At 56.4% G+C, this 17183-nt stretch carries 15 protein-coding genes and 1 tRNA gene; 8 read left to right on the top strand and 8 right to left on the bottom strand.

Translation table 11 applies throughout. The annotated features are described in order from the left end of the window. Positions 1-63: 63 nt before the first annotated feature. Genes ACIGG6_RS08120 through ACIGG6_RS08110 form a run of 3 tightly spaced genes read right to left on the bottom strand, consistent with a single transcriptional unit; the run spans position 64 to position 2459 of the window. Positions 64-1020: a TraI domain-containing protein gene (locus tag ACIGG6_RS08120; RefSeq protein WP_399843786.1), complete on the bottom strand. Its 957-nt coding sequence runs from the start codon at positions 1018-1020 to the stop codon at positions 64-66. Continuing rightward, entirely contained in the window at positions 1007-2227 is a 1221-nt protein-coding gene (locus ACIGG6_RS08115) for a tyrosine-type recombinase/integrase (protein WP_399843784.1), read from the bottom strand. Before ACIGG6_RS08115 ends, ACIGG6_RS08120 begins: the two co-directional genes overlap by 14 nt. Beyond that, positions 2220-2459, bottom strand: coding sequence for a hypothetical protein (locus ACIGG6_RS08110; protein WP_153843422.1), 240 nt, complete (start codon positions 2457-2459; stop codon positions 2220-2222). The genes ACIGG6_RS08115 and ACIGG6_RS08110 overlap by 8 nt, the downstream gene beginning before the upstream one ends. Before the next feature lie 125 nt (positions 2460-2584). Here ACIGG6_RS08110 and ACIGG6_RS08105 point away from each other — a divergent pair, with 125 nt between their 5' ends. Then, a complete protein-coding gene (locus ACIGG6_RS08105; RefSeq protein WP_153843423.1) occupies positions 2585-2827 on the top strand; it encodes a helix-turn-helix domain-containing protein in 243 nt (80 codons plus the stop codon). Positions 2828-3019: 192 nt separating this feature from the next. Here the strand turns inward: ACIGG6_RS08105 and ACIGG6_RS08100 are convergent. After that, positions 3020-3096, bottom strand: a tRNA-Met gene (locus ACIGG6_RS08100). A 276-nt stretch (positions 3097-3372) separates the two neighbouring features. Between ACIGG6_RS08100 and phbB the strand changes: the two genes are divergently transcribed. Then, complete coding sequence (gene phbB / locus ACIGG6_RS08095; RefSeq protein ID WP_058579713.1) at positions 3373-4119, top strand: acetoacetyl-CoA reductase; 747 nt, start codon at positions 3373-3375, stop codon at positions 4117-4119. Between the two features lie 105 nt (positions 4120-4224). Here the strand turns inward: phbB and ACIGG6_RS08090 are convergent, their stop codons facing one another. Next, the gene (locus ACIGG6_RS08090; RefSeq protein WP_399843782.1) at positions 4225-7032 is read right to left on the bottom strand and encodes a DUF349 domain-containing protein; all 2808 of its coding nucleotides are present in this window, start codon (positions 7030-7032) and stop codon (positions 4225-4227) included. A 181-nt stretch (positions 7033-7213) separates the two neighbouring features. Between ACIGG6_RS08090 and minC the strand changes: the two genes are divergently transcribed. From minC to sbcB, 4 genes are all read left to right on the top strand, one after another. Beyond that, positions 7214-7951, top strand: a complete 738-nt coding sequence (gene minC / locus ACIGG6_RS08085) for a septum site-determining protein MinC (RefSeq protein ID WP_054640813.1) — start codon at positions 7214-7216, stop codon at positions 7949-7951. Between the two features lie 156 nt (positions 7952-8107). Beyond that, positions 8108-8926 (top strand): septum site-determining protein MinD, encoded by an 819-nt coding sequence (gene minD / locus ACIGG6_RS08080; RefSeq protein WP_253501812.1) that lies wholly within the window; start codon positions 8108-8110, stop codon positions 8924-8926. Further along, positions 8923-9174, top strand: a complete 252-nt coding sequence (gene minE / locus ACIGG6_RS08075; protein WP_016915987.1) for a cell division topological specificity factor MinE — start codon at positions 8923-8925, stop codon at positions 9172-9174. Before minD ends, minE begins: the two co-directional genes overlap by 4 nt. A 128-nt stretch (positions 9175-9302) precedes the next feature. Further along, on the top strand, positions 9303-10796 hold the full coding sequence (gene sbcB / locus ACIGG6_RS08070; protein ID WP_399843779.1) for an exodeoxyribonuclease I: 1494 nt from the start codon (positions 9303-9305) through the stop codon (positions 10794-10796). A gap of 13 nt (positions 10797-10809) precedes the next feature. On the opposite strand, the gene ACIGG6_RS08065 is transcribed toward sbcB, so the two are convergent. Together ACIGG6_RS08065 and ACIGG6_RS08060 are read right to left on the bottom strand one after the other, a co-directional pair. Beyond that, entirely contained in the window at positions 10810-13650 is a 2841-nt protein-coding gene (locus ACIGG6_RS08065; RefSeq protein WP_399843777.1) for an insulinase family protein, read from the bottom strand. Continuing rightward, positions 13650-14336: an SOS response-associated peptidase gene (locus tag ACIGG6_RS08060; protein WP_399843775.1), complete on the bottom strand. Its 687-nt coding sequence runs from the start codon at positions 14334-14336 to the stop codon at positions 13650-13652. The genes ACIGG6_RS08065 and ACIGG6_RS08060 overlap by 1 nt, the downstream gene beginning before the upstream one ends. A 189-nt stretch (positions 14337-14525) precedes the next feature. On the opposite strand from ACIGG6_RS08060, the gene ACIGG6_RS08055 reads away from it, so the two are divergent. Both ACIGG6_RS08055 and ACIGG6_RS08050 read left to right on the top strand, forming a co-directional pair. Beyond that, the gene (locus ACIGG6_RS08055) at positions 14526-15140 is read left to right on the top strand and encodes a TetR/AcrR family transcriptional regulator (RefSeq protein ID WP_399843774.1); all 615 of its coding nucleotides are present in this window, start codon (positions 14526-14528) and stop codon (positions 15138-15140) included. Then, positions 15137-15817: a 1-acyl-sn-glycerol-3-phosphate acyltransferase gene (locus tag ACIGG6_RS08050; RefSeq protein ID WP_399843772.1), complete on the top strand. Its 681-nt coding sequence runs from the start codon at positions 15137-15139 to the stop codon at positions 15815-15817. Before ACIGG6_RS08055 ends, ACIGG6_RS08050 begins: the two co-directional genes overlap by 4 nt. Here the strand turns inward: ACIGG6_RS08050 and ACIGG6_RS08045 are convergent. Next, positions 15814-17088 (bottom strand): HlyC/CorC family transporter, encoded by a 1275-nt coding sequence (locus ACIGG6_RS08045; protein ID WP_253501825.1) that lies wholly within the window; start codon positions 17086-17088, stop codon positions 15814-15816. The genes ACIGG6_RS08050 and ACIGG6_RS08045 overlap by 4 nt on opposite strands. Between the last annotated feature and the right edge of the window lie 95 nt (positions 17089-17183).

Here is a 17183-nt window from a genome sequence, read left to right as displayed (position 1 = left end):
TGATAAATAAAAGCCGCCACGCGGAAGCGTATTGGCGGCATAAAAATGATTCCATCTGTACCACTATTGTGGCTGTAAAGCGGGTATGTCAGGCCGCCAGAAAACGTTTTGACCAATTTGGCTAAAGCCCCATTGGCGTTTAGTGCCAAACGCCCGCTGTTGGTTATCGGCCATTGCGTTTTGCCCATCCGCGTCACGGATATATCGAGCCAGTGTCATGGCTGCTGGCTGGCCGTAACGCGCACCCGGTGAAGCACATGTCCAAATATGGCGTAAGGTCATCGCGATATCGGGTTCATGTTGATCTAAGTAGGCAAGGCCATAGGCACATGCTTCTAGCGTAAATGCATCGTGGCTACAGAGCTTCCAGGCCGCGTTAGGCTTGCCTTTCGAGTCGTAGGTATACGTCTTACCAATATCGTGCAACAGCCCCGCTACAAAGCATGTTTCCTGCATCAGGCGCGGCATAGCTGGCTCATTTAAGCGCAGCATGGCAACAGCATTATTCGCGACGTTCAGCGAATGCTCTAGAAGACCACCTGGATAGGCATGGTGATAGGTCACGCTGGCGGGTGCATTCAGAAACACTTCAATGCGCTCCTTGCGCTCCAGTACCCGTGTTAAAAAACCGCGTAAGTGCTCCGATTGCAGCGACTGTACGGTCTTCACTAATTGATCAAATACCTCTGGTGCTGGTGAGTATACTCGTGGCAACGATTGTAGCGTGTCCAGTGAGCGCACTTCCTCACGGGTCGCCTTGCGAAACTCATCGAGTAAGAATTGCTCTGACAAGCACTTTACTCCTGAAGCTGTAACAAAATCCAAATGACCAATGCGCTCAGGCACAAGCGTTTTGTTCAGGTTAAGCATCGCGATACGATCTCCTTCGTAATCGCTCAGCCGAAGCTTTAGAAAAGGCGTTTTCGCATTGTCGAACTCGACCACGCGTCCCGTAAGGCGATAAGTGCCCGTGAAGGTGCGAGACAGGTGTGCTGGAGCTTGTTGATTAGGCCGTTTCATGGCGGTGCTCCTTCTCGGGCTTGGTGGACGTGGCATTGCCTAATAAACGCTCGAAAGCAGAGCCGTCCATACGCGTGGCATTAGGCACATAGCGCGAATAGACCTTAAACAGCATCTCGGTTGAGCTGTGGCCTAACATGCGCGCTACCCACTCTGGATTCTCACCCGAGGCTAGAAACAGCGTCGCGGCGGTATGGCGCGTTTGGTACGGGCGGCGTTTGGACAGCCCCAGTGACCGTAGTAGGGGATACCACACGCGTTTCGTCACATTGTTGTGATCTAGCGGCTGTCCCAGTTGATTGCAGAACACGTACTGGCTCATACGCCCAGTCGCGGCGTACTGCGTTTTTAAGGCGTCATATACCTGCCCAAACATGGGGATTTCACGCTGGGAGCCATCGGTCTTAGTGTATTCCGTTTCGCCATTTATCAACGTTTCGCGCACCAAGATTTCTCGTTTAGCGAAATCGACATTTTTCCACTTCAATCCATCTATCTCACCGGTACGCATACCGGTAAAAAAGCGCACCGTGTAGTAGTTGCGATAGTCGGGACGCACGTTATCGATGATGCGGTGGACTTCATGGAGCGAGAAGGGCTCGATGTGCGTCTTCTGTAGCTTTAACGGTTTGATGTTTTTGTATGGCGTCTCGAAATCGAATCGCTCTGCGGCCTCATCCAGCACCATGCGAAGAATGGTCATATGGCTGTTGATGGTCTTTGGTGACACCAGCCCCGTTGCGCCGCGTCCCTTACGTCTAGACAGCTTGGCGCGAAACGCCAGGATATCGGCCTTCGTAATGTCACCGACGAGCTTTTTACCGAATGCGGGCTTAAGTGAGCTATCTAAGATCGAGTTCACATTGCGCACATGAGAAGCACGCCACTGGATCTTGCTCTCTTCAAACCATTGCTCAGAAAACTCGTTGAAGAGTGGTGTGCCTAAAACAGCAGCATCTTGCTGCTCATTGGGAACGGTTGGCTGGTGAGCTTTCAGTTTTTGTAAATTGCTGCTATTAGGGAAGAACTCTGCATAATGGAACTCTCCAAGCAGCATTTTTGCTTCCATGCGCTGTAAAAGCAGTTCCAGTTGTTTGCGGTTTTTTGCGTTATCGTCAAGCAGGGTCTGCTCACGAAAGCGCTGGCCGTCAAATCGAAAGTCGATGAAAAGCTTTTTGCTTTCCTGGCGAACGCGGACCTTACCCATGGCAGATGCCTCCGTTAGCCATCGGTATGACGACTTGCTGTTGGCGAGGAGTTTCTCGCAGCATTTCCTCTTGAATAGCTTCCCAGATATACAGGATTTTCCGACGACCAAAGGGGCGGATGTAATGGGTGCCTTCGATAAGCACGCTGTCTTTGAGCTGCTGGCGGATGGTACGTGCATCGTATTTGATACGAGAGGCGAGTTCTTCCGTTGTCAGAAAAGTGCAGTCCATGAGACTATCTCCTCATGTGGTGATCATTTGATAATATTTTTAATCGCTCGATTAGAAATATATACAATCAAATGATTATTTCAACCACTTTTTGATAATTTTTATGATCAATAATAGAGAAGACGATGATTCGGTATCACTTAAAAGAGCTGATTGCTGAGAAGGAATTTGCCGAGCGGCGCAGAATTACGATCGGGGAGATAGCGAAAGAAACGGGCATCAACCGGATGACGTTATCGAAAATTATCAATCACCCAGGCCACAGTACGGTCACAGATAATCTAGACAGGCTTTGCTACTACTTTGATTGTGAGATCGAACAGCTAGTGACTCACATCAAGGAGCCCAGTCCAGAACCTGAACCCTAACTCGGTAGGAAGGAAAACGAAGGAAGTGTTGAAGAAGCTGCTCGGTGCCTGAAGGTCACCACTTTTTTTACCTATCGAGAGGCATTTTAAAAAATGGGCACGGTGTGGGCACAATTTGGGCACAGAGCTTTTTGGAAGGGCAGGCAACAAAAAAGGCAGATCAGTAAGTAACTGATCTGCCTTTCAAAATATTGGTAGCGGGGACCGGATTTGAACCGATGACCTTCGGGTTATGAGCCCGACGAGCTACCAGACTGCTCCACCCCGCATCAACGTGTGGCGTATTCTACGTATTTTTGACGTTAAGTCAACCCCTAATATAAAACGCTTCCTTGCTGGTAGTCATCTTCATCGTGCTGCAACATTGAGAGAGTAAAGCTATGCTTTCAATCAGCATAACAAAAAGCTTACTGTCGGTGTGTCGCCCAATAGAACAAGCGGCGTGCTGTGAGTGAAAGAAGCGCGAATGCGCTTATTCAGAGTGGCTTGCGACGCCATAACAGTGATTAAGGTCCAAGCCATTTGTCTTATCAGGGAGGTAGTCAATGGCCAATCAAGCCCCCGTCGCCTGGGTAACTGGTGGAACTGGTGGAATCGGAACGGCAATTTGTCGTTCGTTGGCAGATGCGGGTTATCTGGTGGTGGCGGGGTACCATAATCCCGACAAAGCCAAAACCTGGCTGGAAACCCAGCAAGCCGACGGCTATAACAACATCGCATTATCGGGTGTTGATTTGTCCGACCATAACGCCTGTCTCGAAGGCGCCCGCGAAATCCATGAAAAACATGGGCCGATCAGCGTGCTGGTCAACTGCGCAGGCATTACCCGCGATGGCACCATGAAAAAGATGTCCTATGAGCAGTGGTATCAAGTGATTGATACTAACCTTAATAGCGTCTTCAACACTTGCCGTAGCGTCATTGAGGGAATGCTGGAGAATGGCTATGGGCGCATTATTAACATCTCATCCATCAACGGTCGTAAAGGCCAGTTTGGTCAGGTGAACTACGCAGCGGCCAAAGCGGGAATGCACGGGTTAACCATGTCGTTGGCGCAGGAAACGGCCACGAAGGGTATTACCGTGAATACCGTCTCCCCCGGCTATATCGCCACCGACATGATTATGAAAATTCCGGAGCAGGTCCGTGAAGCGATTCGTGAGACGATTCCGGTAAAACGCTACGGTACCCCAGAAGAGATTGGTCGTTTGGTGACGTTCCTGGCCGACAAAGAGTCCGGCTTTATCACAGGTGCCAACATTGATATTAACGGCGGCCAGTTTATGGGCTAAGCCCTACCCTTAAGCACCGGCGATCTTTTCACAAGAAAGAAAGCGAAAAACGGGGGGCGATGCGCCTCCCGTTTGCTTTGTGTGCTAGCGCTATGTGTAAGCGAGTTATGGTTGGGGCGGGCGGGCCAAACGGCTCAGTAGGTTATCCAGCTCATTGACTTCTTGCAGCCATAAGTTGTGAGGCATTGGCCCTAGCGCCAACAGCGCCACCAGTACCTCGTCCAGCTCATCCGCTTTACTGCGCTCAGTATGAATGCCGCTGTTTAAGCGCTCAACTTGAATGGCGAGTCGCAGTGGTTCATCACGCTGTTTGACGCTGCCTAAGGCGAGCAATGAAAGATGGACTCTTAGGCGTGCCAACTGCTCTTCTAACGCACTCTGTTGCTCACTTGAAAGTGGCAGTGGGGTAGAGAGGCGAGCGTGATTGCGCTGCTGGTGTGCTTCGCTGAAGGCCTCTGTTAGCTCAAAGGATATCTCGCTGGTAGCCTCCACGGCCTGTGCGCCCTCACCATTGAGCGCTTGCTGGTCAGCATGTAAGTGCGCATTCACTAGCGGTAGTAAGGCATGCCACTGCTGCACCTTGCCAACAATTTCTAGGCGGCTTAAACGCTCTCGTTTGGCTCGCACAATGCCGCTGAGGCGGCGCTGCATCCCTTCGCTACGGCGATTGCGGGGCATCGGCTCTAGCTGGCTGATACTGGCAAGGTAGGTGTCTAGCCGCTCCGATTCATCTGCCTGGGTAGGTTGCCAGCCATCCATTTCATCAATAATGGCCTGCAGTTGGTCAAGCGTGTGCTGCTGGCGGTTGGCTTGTTCGTGCTTATGCGCGTCGCGCTGAGCAAACAGCTGGTCGCAGGCGCTGCGGAAGGTCTTCCATAGTGCTTGCTCCTCCCCTTTGGGCGCGCGGCCTAACGAGCGCCATTGCTGCTGTAGCTGCTTGGTGCGCGTAATGCGCGTTGCCAGTGGCTGTTCACTATCGTTTTGCAGTGCTTGCACTTGCTCAATCAGCTCACGCTTTTGTGCGGCGATCTGCTCAGCACGCTGGTCAATGAGCGCCTGCAGGCGGTGACGGATTGCCCCAAAACGGCGGCCAATGGCCTCGGAGTGCTCCCGTGGCACGGGGGAGTAATGGCGCCACTGGTGGCGCGCTTTATCACGAATCTCCCGCAGTATATCGGGGTCGGCATCTTCAGCGGGTTGAGCAAGCAGCGTTTCCAGCTGCTCGCACAGCGCTTCGCGGCCGTGCAGGTTGGCCTCTCGTTCCTGGTCAAGCTGTGCACGCCAGGGCGCTAGGCGCTCATGGATACGATCCGATGCCGCCCGAAAGCGGGCCGATTGCTCTCTGTTGGCCGCCGCATCGCCGAGTGCTTTCCACTCTTTCACCAGTTGGCGGTGGTGCCGGTCAAGCGCAGACTCCGCCATATGCGGGTCGTCTGCCAATGCCTCAATGCTGGCGCAGAGCTGCTCACGTTTAGGGCCTGCTACAAAGCCGCGCCAGTCGCGCAGTTCGGCAAGCCTCGCACCCAGGTGCTTTAAGCGGCTTTTTAGCGGTTTGGCATCGCCGCTTGTCAGCGCTTCAATGGCGGGCTTTAAACGCTGATGTAAACGGCTGGCACTTTTAAATGCTCCACGCTCTAACAGGTGTTCAAAGTTATCCAACTCAGCGCTAAGCGCATTAAGGGAGAGGCTTGGCTGCTGGGGCGGAGCATGTTGTGTGGCAAGCTGCTTTTGCGCCTGAGCGAGCAACGATGGGGCCGTCAGCGTCGCTGGCCAGCGGCACTGGGCGACGTGCTCTGCTAGCCCGTCGTGATCGCTGTTGACCAAGGCTTGCTCTACTGCAAGGCTCACGGTTTGCCAACGCTGCCAGGCTTCCATGCTCTGCTCATACTGCTTAAGCGCTTGGCTGTAGCGCTGCTGGGTGGCCTCATTCGGCGGGTGAAGGTCCGAGAGCGACTGCCAGCGCTGGCCCAAGAGCTGGCGCTGAGCGCGCAGGCTGTCAATGTCCTGAGCGGTCAGCTCGTTGGCGTGGGTGAGCCCCTCTAGCGTCTCTTCTAGCCCTTCTAGCAGCTGATCGCGGGTGTTTTCTGCTTCAGCGCGGCGGGCAAGGCTTTGCTGGCGGGCCTGCTCTTGAGTTTCATGGTCGTGGAGCGTTTTGCGGCAGCTCAGCACCGCTTGATGAAAGCGCTGCTCCTGGCTAACGCTGGGCGGATGACTGAGGTGTTGCCACTCTCTTTCTAAATGGCGGAAGCGGCCACCGTAAAGCGGTTCCCAGGGCGCGCGGGCATGCTGCTCTAACTGGGTGAGCAGGTGCTCCCGCTGGGCCTGCTGTTCTGCAAGCCATTCAGCATCGTTACGCAGCTGGGTGAGCTTCTCTTTAGCGAAGCGAATCACCTGGCGGTCACGGCGCGCCTCTTTAAGCAGCCTCTTTAGGTTCTCTTCGTCGTTGACCCGCTCTGCTGCTTGATGACGCACCGCCGCGACGCTGTTATGACACGCCTGCTGCACCCAGTCTTCTTCACTCGTCAGCTGCTTTAGCGCGGTGAGTCGTAGCCCCAGGTTATCGCCCTGCATGGCAATCGTATTCAGCAGACGTTGATCGGTCAGGCTCTCCACGTGAGCTTGGCGTTGCTGCAAGTCTACATGGCCCTCAGCCCCGGTGAGCCGCTGGCAAACGGCGTTGAACCATGCTTCGTCCTGGCTGTGCTGCTCATAGGAGACAAGCAGGCCATTGAGATCGTCAAGCGCGAGCAGCGCCGCTAACTGAATAGTGCTGTCGCTATCGTTGGCGAGAGCGTGTAGGGCCTCCCGCTGCTCTGTTTGCTGAGGGTCAAGCTGATGGAGTGCCTTGCGGCGCACCTCGGGATCGGGGTGTTGCCACCGAGGAGCGAACAGGCGTCGTAACAGTCCGTGCATGGATCATCCTGCTAAGAGGTGCGTAACGTGAAAAAAATAAGACATCGATGAGCAGGCGGTTGCAGTCCTCGTCGCTGTCGCTTAGCTTTGCCGTAGCGCTGTGGGTTTTCCAGCGATTCACAACGCAAAGCGCGAGATTGCGCTACCCTTATCTTACCTGAACATGACATGGAGTTCGGCCATGAGCCTCAACGCCAACAGCGCCGACGTAGCCTTTACCTTCAAGGGCGGCATGCTGCCGATGACCGTCATGGAGTTAACGAGCGCTGACCCGGAGCGTATCCGGCGGCAGCTTGCTGGCAAACTGTCGCAATCTCCCGCTTTCTTTCAGCATACACCCGTTGTGCTTAGCGTGGAAAAACTCGATGAGCCCCACCTTGCGTTAGAGCGGATTTGCGCCGTATGCCGCGACCACAAGCTGTTACCCGTGGCCGTACGTGGTGGTGCTGAGCCGATTCGCCAATCGGCATGGGCGCTGGGGCTCGGCTGGTTCGCGCCAGTTGAAGAGGGGCGCGCACGAGCGTTGGAAACTGTCGCTCCGTTGAACGAGCCAGAAGATGATGACATTAAACCCGCTACTGCCGTTTCCGTAACCACTCGGCTTTACCGGGGGACAGTGCGTTCCGGCCAGCAGGTCAGCGCTGCAGGTAGTGACCTGATTGTAATCGGTGCGGTTAATGCCGGTGCTGAAGTGCTCGCCGCTGGCAGTATTCATGTTTATGGTGCCCTGCGCGGGCGCGCGCTGGCGGGTATTCATGGCAATACCCAGGCGGGCATTTACTGCCGCGAACTGGAAGCAGAGCTTTTATCTGTAGCGGGTAACTATAAGCGGCTGGAAGATATCGACTCGCAGCTTTTAGGGCGCGCTGCAGAAGTCCATTTCATAAAAGAGCAGCTGGAAATTAAGCCATTGGGGTAAGCCGCTTGGATGAGAGGCGGTTAATGCTTCATGCCTAGCGACGCCACGGCCGCTATCCGTTACAGTGTGCTGTTTTGATGACATTGATGTTCCCGTTATGCGCGTAGCGCAACGTAATCGTGCTCGCAATGAACGACTTCAAGAAGGAAGTGACTCTTGGCCAAAATTATTGTTGTGACCTCAGGTAAAGGGGGGGTCGGTAAAACCACCAGCGCCGCAGCGATTTCGACGGGGCTTGCGCTACGTGGCAAAAAGACGGTCGTCATTGATTTCGACGTAGGCCTGCGCAACCTGGATTTGATTATGGGCTGCGAACGCCGGGTGGTGTACGACCTCGTCAACGTGATTCAAGGAGAGGCCGGGCTAAACCAGGCGCTGATCCGTGATAAACGTGTCGAAAATCTGTTTATTCTCCCCGCCTCACAAACCCGGGATAAAGACGCCTTAACCCAAGAGGGCGTCGAGAAGATTCTTGAACAGCTTAAAGGTGATTTTGACTATATTTTATGCGATTCGCCCGCGGGGATTGAGCGTGGCGCGCAGCTGGCTATGTACTACGCCGACGAAGCGATTGTCGTGACTAACCCGGAAGTCTCTTCCGTGCGTGACTCTGATCGTATTCTGGGGCTGCTAGGCTCGAAAACCCAGCGTGCTGAGCAGGGCTTAGATCCGGTGAAAGAGCACCTGCTGATTACCCGCTATAACCCAGCCCGCGTGACGTCAGGCGATATGCTGACCCTGGACGATATCCGTGAGATTCTCGCGATTGATCTGCTCGGCCTGATCCCCGAATCAGAAGCGGTGTTGCGTGCGTCTAACCAGGGTGTTCCGGTCACTCACGATGCTTCAAGTGACGCGGGCCAAGCCTACACTGATACCGTTTCGCGCCTGCTAGGTGAGGAGATGCCGCTGCGCTTCCATGAAATGCAGCGTAAAAGTCTACTGAGCAGGATGTTTGGGGGTAGTCGTCGATGAAACTGCTGGAGTTCTTGAAGCGTGAGCGCAAGAAATCCGCCTCGGTGGCCAAAGAACGGTTACAAATCATCGTGGCGCATCAGCGTAGCCAACGTGGTCAGCCTGACTACATGCCGCTGCTTGAGCGCGAACTGCTCGAAGTGATCCGTCGTTATGTGCATGTGGATGACGACGCCATTCAAATTTCGCTGGATAGTGAAGATAACTGTTCGGTGCTTGAGCTTAACGTCACGCTGCCTAAAAGCTAAACGTTAAGGAGCGCTCAGAGGGGCGGCGGGAAGCGTCGCGGGTGTGCTAGGCTTGAGCTTTTGTTCCCATCCAGCGAATGATGCCTCGGCGCATGGGTGGGCTGTCACGCTCAAGGGAGTTTGCATCCATGGCGCCACCGAATGCCGCCCCTGCCAGTTTTCTCTGGCACGATTATGAGACCTTTGGTGCCGATCCGCGTCGCGATCGGCCCGCTCAGTTTGCTGCATTACGCACCGATGCCGACCTCAATGAAATCGGCGACCCTATCGAGCTGTACTGTAAGCCCGCCGATGACTACCTGCCGCACCCCGCCGCCTGCCTGATTACCGGCATCACGCCTCAAAAAGCGCAGCGTCGTGGGCTTCCCGAAGCCGAGTTCGCCCGTCAGGTGCAGAGCGCCATGAGCGAGCCCGGCACCTGCGTGGCAGGCTACAACAGCCTGCGTTTTGATGATGAAGTCTCCCGCCATCTGTTTTATCGCAACCTGCTCGATCCCTATGCCCGTGAGTGGCAAAACGGCAACTCCCGCTGGGATTTGATCGACGTGGTGCGGGCGTTCTATGCGCTGCGCCCAGAGGGTATTGAGTGGCCGCTGCGGGAAGATGGTGCTCCCAGCTTTAAACTGGAACACCTCACCGCTGCGAACGGCATTGCCCATGAGGGCGCCCACGACGCGGTGGCAGATGTGCGCGCCACCATCGCGCTGGCGCGGCTGTTGAAAGCGCGTAACCCTAAACTGTTCGATTACCTGCTTGGCCTGCGCGGCAAGCGCGCGGTGGCCAAGCAGCTGGACCTGCCCAGCGCCAAGCCGCTGCTGCATATTTCCCGCCGCTATCCTGCCAGCCGAGGTTGTAGCGCCTTGGTGATGCCGCTGGCGGAGCACCCCACGAACCCTAACGGGGTGATCGTTTACGATTTAAGTGTCGACCCCGGCGATTTACTGTCGCTCAGCGCCGAGCAGATTCGTGAGCGGGTGTTCGTCAGCCAGCAGGATCTTTCTGAAGGAGAGGCGCGCATTCCTCTCAAAGTCATTCATATCAATCGCTGCCCGGTGATCTTCCCAGCCACGGTGCTGAAAGACGTGGAGGGCGAGCAGAAGGGCGAGTACGGCGCGATTGTGGCGCGCTTGGGTATTGATATCGCCGCCTGCCGAGGGCACTGGAAAACCCTGCGTGAGGCTAGCGGTGTGGCGCAAAAAGTGACCGAGGTGTTCAGCGGCGGCTACGAAGAGTCGCCCCAAGACCCTGACTTAATGCTCTACTCAGGCGGTTTTTTCTCTGCCGCTGACCGTCAGCAGATGGAGCGAGTGCTGGCCATGGACCCCTGGGACTTAGTGGGGCAGCGCTTCGCCTTTCAAGACCCACGCCTGGAAGAGATGCTGTTTCGCTTTCGCGCCCGCAGCTACCCCGACACCTTAGAGGGCGAGGAGCGAGAGCAGTGGGAGGCGTTTCGTTGGATGCGCATGAATGACCCGGCACTATCAGGCTTTACGCTCAAGGCATTTGCTCGGGAAATCGAGCGTTATAATCAGCAAACGCTAACAGACCGAGAGCGCCAGATACTCGAAGAGTTGGTGATGTTTGTTGAGGCTATGATGCCAGCCCAGGCATTTGATGCCTGAGCTGGCGATGGGGCTAGCGCGCGTCGAACGGCGTGCGCGCTTCACGGTAGGTCGCGATATCGCTGGGCGAGTCGCCGGGATTGAAGCGAATATCGAGCTGGTGTGAAAGCAGCACGGGCCACAGTGCCTGCAGCTCTTCTACGCTGACATCCAGCGCCAGCTCAGCGATCTGCTCGCGACGGTCAAAGCGAACGTCATCCAGGGCGGTGGCCTGCCAATAGCGGTTGGCCATGCTCGGCAGGCTAGTGTCCCGCTGGTTCAGGCGGTCATGAACTGCTTGGCGATGGGCCGCAAGTTCCTCATCGCTCAGCGCATTAAGGCGCGTTTTCGCGTCGTCCATGAAGGCATCCATGCGCTCGGCAATGGTGCTGCTATCCACATCCGGCGACTGCACGATCAGACCAATGCCCGGGGCTTTCAGCATCGGTGAATAGCCCGCATTGACGATATAACCTAGTTGCTCTTCAGTGCGCAACTGCTGGTAGAACGGCGTGTCTAGCCACTGGGCTAGCACGCTCAAGCGCGCCTGCTCCTCAACGCTGGTGTCGCGCCCCTGCAGATAACGCAGCACCAGCGACTCTTCGCGAGTGCTGTGAGGATGCAGTATTTCCGACTCACTACTGACTTCCAGCGGTGTCAGCGGCGGAATGTCGTCGCGTGTCAAACGTGGCGTAAGCGCACCGCGAATCAGGTTAGCCTGTTCCTGCGCCTGCTCGGTGTTCAGGTTGCCCACCGCCATGGCGTCGATGTACAAATCATCTAAGAAGCGCTGACGGAAATTCTCTAAATGGCGCTTCTCTAGCCGCTGGCTCGCTTCCAGTAGTTCAGCAGTGGACCACTGCGGCGTCAGTAGCGCTTCACCTAGTGCGCGGCTTGCTTGGCCGGTGAGTGATGCTTGAGGGGCGTTGCGCCACTCCCGCTGTAGCTGATAGCGCACCCGCTCAAAGGCACCGGTAGAGATATCCGCCTGCTGAAGCTGTTCAAGGGCTTGCTCGATCAGCGGAGTTTGGCCATCGCGCCAGCCGGAAAACGAGAGCGTCATACCGCGCGCGTGGGCGTAAGCACTAAATGACTGCCCAGCGATCCACGCGGGGTAGAGCGACTCATTAAGGCTGTCGTTCAGCCAACCTGCCAGCAGGCGAGTCAGTACGGCTTCCTCGGCAGAGTAGCTGGCGCTGGGGTGCTGCAGGCTCACCCGCCACTCAACGCTTGGGGTGTTAAAGCGGCTGTCCTGCATGTGCCAAGCGGTAAACGTAGGCGTCTCAATCAAGGCAGTAGGCTGCTCATCCTGGCCCCCCTGAAGGGTGAGGTCGCTGGCAATAAAGGGGTTAGGTTCTGGTAAGGCTAAGCCGCTCAGCGCCTGACCGGTGGTGGTCGGCGACTGCTCTTTCCACTGGGTGTTAAACCACGGCGATACGGTGTCGCTTTCGACATCCGGGGCAGAGTAAAAACGTAGCATGTTGTCCTGAGTCAGCGCGTCCAAGTAGCGCTGCTGGCGCTCACTGTCCATGCCGTCCATCCGGTACGCGGCGTACTGCACATCCTCGACCGGGTAGCGGGAGAGGCTCATGGCTAAGCGGGTTGCCTCTTGCTGGGGAGCGCCGTGCTGCTGAAAGCGAAATGCCTGCTCGCTAAGGCTTTTCTGCTCGTCATAGCGCCATTCGGCTAGGCCTGTGTCGCGTATTTGCTCAATGGCGGCAAACAGCGACGCTTCGATATCGTCCAGGCGTTCGGCGCCCGCCGGAGTGAGGCTGATGGAAATGGTAAACAGCGCTTCGTTACCATCGCCACGGCCCACACCTGCGGAGAGCCCGTCGGCCAAGCCTGACTCACGCAGTACCGACAGCAAGCTGCCATCACCCTCATCGCCCAGTAAATGCGCGATGAGCTGAGTTGGCTTGGTGCGATACTCGTCGGTAGGGTCAGGAACAGGGAAATAGAAACGCAGTTGGCGACGATCCTGCAGCGATTGGCGTTCTACGTAGCGCGGCAGCGTGTCGGGGTCGATCAGCGGCGCATCAATGGCGGGGGCGCTCAAATCATGATCGGGAATATCGGCAAACCGCTCCACCACTAGGGCTTCCAGCTCGTCCAGCGGTTGGGGAGCTACCACCGCCAAGTTCATCACGTTGGCATCGTAGTAGCGGTGGTAGAAGTCGATCACTCGCTCGCGCAGCGTTGCCTCGCCTTCTGGGTCGGCTAGCGTGTCTCGGCTGCCCACCGCAAACCCTGTAGTGGGATTGTCAGGGTTGAGCAACTGGTTTAGCACATCGTTCTCGCGGCGTGATTCATCGCGAATACGCGCCATATACTCGGAATGAACGATATTGCGCTCACTCTCTAGGTGATCAACATTAAACAGCGGAGAGAGGAAAAACTCGCTAAAGCGATCTAATGCGCCAGGCAGCGCTGAAGGCTCAATATCGAAAAAGTAGTTGGTGTCCTGCTGGGCAGTAAAGGCGTTATGGGAGCCTGCATTGTCGGAAATATATTGCTGGTAAGCATCCGATTGCGGATAGGGCTCGGTGCCCAAGAACAGCATATGTTCCAAAAAGTGCGCCAGCCCCTGCAGGTCGTCTGGGTCCTGGGCGCTGCCGACCCGCACGTTCATGGAAGCAGCGGCCTTGTCGGCATCGGGGTCGCTGACCAGCAGCGCCTGTAGGCCATTATCGAGCGTTACCACGCGGTAGTCGCGATCATCGAAGGGGCTGACCGTGGGTGTGATGACCTCGGCAACCGGGCTCTCTTCCGCCCAAAGGCTAGGGGCAGGGGCCAAGAGCAGGCCGATGGTTAGGCCAAAAACGGCGCGCCGCGCCTGAAGGCGAGGCGGAATAGCAGACATGGTTGGCAACATTACGGCTCCTGTGACACGGTCCAGCGCAGCATTGGCCCTGTGGGTTGCGCGCAAGAGGGTGACTGGTAGGCAGGGTTATTCACATGCTTTGATACCGGAAAAGCGCCCAACAGTTCCAGCGGTGCCGGTATCAATAGTGGTGTTAGCGACGATAAATCAGTGCTGGGGTCTAACCATTGCGTCAGCGCTTCCGGTGGAATGATCACCGGTAGACGGTCGGTGAGCGACGATAAGCAAGCGTTGGCGGGCACACTGATCAGCGCCGTTGAGTCGGCAAACGTAGTTAACGTGGTGTGATAACGGCACCATAGCGCGCCTAGCAGCAGCGGCGCGCGATTCACCTGGGTGACCAGAAACGGCTGTTTGCTGCGGGCCTGGGGCTTCCAGACGTAAAAGCCGCTGACCGGAATTACGCAGCGCCGGGCGCTAAAGGCCTCGTGAAACATGGCCCGCTTGCTCAGTGTTTCCGCCCGCGCGCAGTGGGGGGCGTGGTCGAGCACTTTGAGCCACGGCGGCGTCAGCCCCCAAAAAAGAGGGGTGTGCGTTAAGCGCCCCTGCTCAAGGCGGAAGGCCGACACTGGTTGACGCGGGGCTAGATTGGGCGACTCAATGAGTGGCTCGGTGCTCTTTAGGTCTGGCGCAAGGCGGGCGAGCGATAGGCGCTGTACGTGTAGGCGTCCCGTCATGCCGATCTCCTTAATGCGCGATGCCTGCGGCGCTGGTACAAAATGGCGAGGGGGAGTAGTAATACGTTAAATGTCGCGTTTTAGTGTCGAAAACAGTGTTCGATGTAAGGTATCCTATCGTATACCTTGCTCACGCTAAAGCGCGATGAGGCATTCTTCCCTGTTTGCCGTTGACCTGAAGAGATCGCCATGGCCCGTCCTAGACAGCATGCGCCCGATGCCCTCCACGCGCAGGTCATGCACGCTTGTGATGAGTGGTTGGCTAAGCAGCCAGTCCATGGTTTATCACTACGTGCCCTGGCCAGAGAGGTGGGCTGTGCGCCCAGTACGCTGCTAAAACTATACGGCAGCTTTAATAATTTATTGCAGCACGTCAACGTCGAAACCCTCGCACGTTTGCAGCATACCATTACCAGCCTGGCTGAGGATGCCCCGGAGCCGTGGCTGCGTTCCCTGGCACACGCCTATTGGCGGTTTGCGGAGCAAGACTGCTACCGTTGGCAGCTGCTGTTTGACTACCCGCTCGCCCAGGAAGGGGAGTTGGACCAGCGCCAGAGCGACCTGATTGAAGCCCTGTTTACCCAGGTGGAGACATCGTTAAAGCAGTATCAACCTGCGCTGGATGACCTGGAAGCACGCCGCCTTGGCCGTACCTTGTGGGGCAGCGTTCACGGCTTGGTGCAGCTTGGCTTGAACGAGCGGCTAGGCTACTGGCAGGGGCAGCAACTCAAAGTCGATGAGCTATTGGATCAACTCATGAGCACCGTGCTGGCCGGGTTACGACACCGGGGGTCGGTGACGTGACATGGGGGATCAAAACCACCCGCTGCTTGCTGCGCCGCGTGATCTATGTGGCCATGCGCAGTTGCTACCGGCTGTCGGTGCATGGCCAAGGGCACGTACCCAAACGGGGCGCTGCGTTGGTCGTCTGTAACCACGTTAGCTTTATGGATGCGCTGGTGCTGGGCGGTGGAAGCCCTAGGCCGCTACGGTTTGTGATGGATCAGCCCATCTTCGAATCCCGCTGGCTGAAGTGGTGGTTTCAACTGGTCGGAGCGATTCCGATCGAATCGGAACGCCATAGCCCGGGAGCGCTGCGGCGCACCCTGGATGAAGTGAGCAAGGCGCTGCGTGAGGGCGATATCGTGATGGTGTTTCCGGAAGGGCGCTTAACCCCAGATGGCGACATTCATACCTTTCGCCGCGGGCTCGAAACCATTCTCGCCCGAGACAACGTGCCGGTAATTCCGGCAGGCTTGGCGGGGCTCTGGGGTTCGTGGACCTCCCACTACGGCGGCAAAGCACTAAAGAAGTGGCCCTCGCGGTTTAGAGCGCCAGTGAGCCTGCACTTTGGTCCGCCCATTTTAGTGCATGAAGTCGAGGGTGTGGCGTTAAGGCGCTTCTTGGAGCAGCGGGTTAGGGCATTGAAGGCCGCAGGCGATAGCGAGATCGCCCGTTGCCAACCGCGACAGCAGGATTAGCGGCGGGCCAAGCGCAGCTTTTGCCAGCAGCGCGCTGAGGTGATCAGGTTATCGCGAATTTCCAGAATCTCCATCCGTGTGTTGCCGATCTGCAGGCAGGCTGGACCTTCTGGGAAAGCTTCTAAGTGCTCAAGAATTAACCCGTTTAACGTCTTTGGGCCGTCGGTCGGCAGTTGCCACCCCAGCATCTTATTGATCTCACGAATGTTAGCCGTGCCTTCAATGACATGGCTACCATCATCCTGCTGGTGAATCTCGTCATCTTCAGAAACGTCGGTGGTGAACTCGCCGACGATCTCTTCGAGAATATCCTCAAGTGTCACCAGCCCCTCTACATCGCCGTACTCATCCACCACGATGCCGATCCGCCGCTTCTGCTTTTGAAAATTCAGCAGCTGGGTATGCAGCGGTGTGGATTCGGGAATGAAGTAGGGCTCGCGTGCCTCTTGAACAATCGCCGCTTTAGTGACTTCGCTGCGGGATAAAAAGCGCGCCGCGTTGCGCAGGTGCAGCATGCCAATAATGTTGTTGATATCGCCCTTATAGACCGGCAGGCGTGTGTGCTGGCTGGTGCGGATCTGGGTCAGAATATCTTCCAGTGAGTCGTCCAGGTCGATGCCCAACACTTCGTGGCGGGGCACCATGATGTCGTTCACCGTCACGTTCTCAAGATCCAGAATCGACAGCAGCATGGCTCGGTGGCGGTAAGGGATCAGGGTGCCCGCTTCATGCACCACAGTGCGCAGCTCGTCACGAGTTAGGCTATCGCCGCCGTTATCCACGCTTTTCACGCCAATCAGTCGCAGCAGCCCGTTAGACATCACATTGACCAGCCACACCAAGGGGTAAAGCAGCTTTAGCAGCGGCTCCAGGGCGTAGGAGGTGGGGTAAGCAATGCGCTCAGGCTTAATAGCGGCGTAGGTTTTGGGCGTCACTTCCGCAAAAATCAGAATGGTAATGGTGAGCAGCGCGGTGGAAATAGCCGGGCCGGACACATCGCCAAAAAAGTGGATGGCAATAATCGTGGCAATGGAGGCTGCCAAGTTATTGACGAAGTTATTGCCAATCAGAATAACGCCAATGAGTCGATCGGGGCGGGTAAGCAAGCGCATCACGCGCTTGGCGCTACGGTCGCCGCTGTTGGCTTGGTGGCTAAGTCGATAGCGGTTGATCGACATCATGCCCGTTTCAGAACTAGAGAAGAAGGCAGACAGCAGGATGAGTAAGGCTAGCAGGCCGAACAGTAACCCCAGGGGGAAGTCGTCGCTCAAGTCGAAAGTTCCTTTATGGCGTATTAAGCTCGATTTTTAGAAGCATGGCAGTGGCGTGTCAAGCGCGCGTTTACTGACGCGATCACCACTAAGCC

Origin of the sequence: Vreelandella lionensis, assembly GCF_044543515.1 — a bacterium.
In the GTDB taxonomy this organism is placed as follows: Bacteria; Pseudomonadota; Gammaproteobacteria; order Pseudomonadales; family Halomonadaceae; genus Vreelandella; species Vreelandella lionensis.
Note: the sequence above shows the minus strand (reverse complement) of the source record. Positions and strands in the feature narration are given on the sequence as shown.